Here is a 242-nt window from a genome sequence, read left to right on the forward strand (position 1 = left end):
ATCGGGAGCACCGCGCCACCGGCGAAGTTGTGGGTGCACTCCACCGAGATCGCCGCGGTCCGCACGAAGAACGGGCCGAGGTCGGGCGCGTGCATCTGCCGCAGCATCGCCAGGTCGACCGGGCCGCGCGGGTGGAACCAGGTGCGCATCGTGATGCCGGAGTACGCCGCGTGGGCGCCGAGCTCGGCGCGCGCGATGTGTGCGGAGGCCTCGCAGATGACCTCCTGGCCGGGCTGCACCAG

General features: G+C 72.7%; 1 protein-coding gene. It reads right to left on the minus strand.

The features are described 5' to 3' along the window. A partial coding sequence (locus QWY29_RS20610) for a beta-eliminating lyase-related protein (RefSeq protein WP_300963085.1) occupies positions 1–242 on the minus strand: 242 nt, incomplete at both ends.

This window comes from Nocardioides abyssi (assembly GCF_030412915.1).
In the GTDB taxonomy this organism is placed as follows: domain Bacteria; phylum Actinomycetota; class Actinomycetes; order Propionibacteriales; family Nocardioidaceae; genus Nocardioides; species Nocardioides abyssi.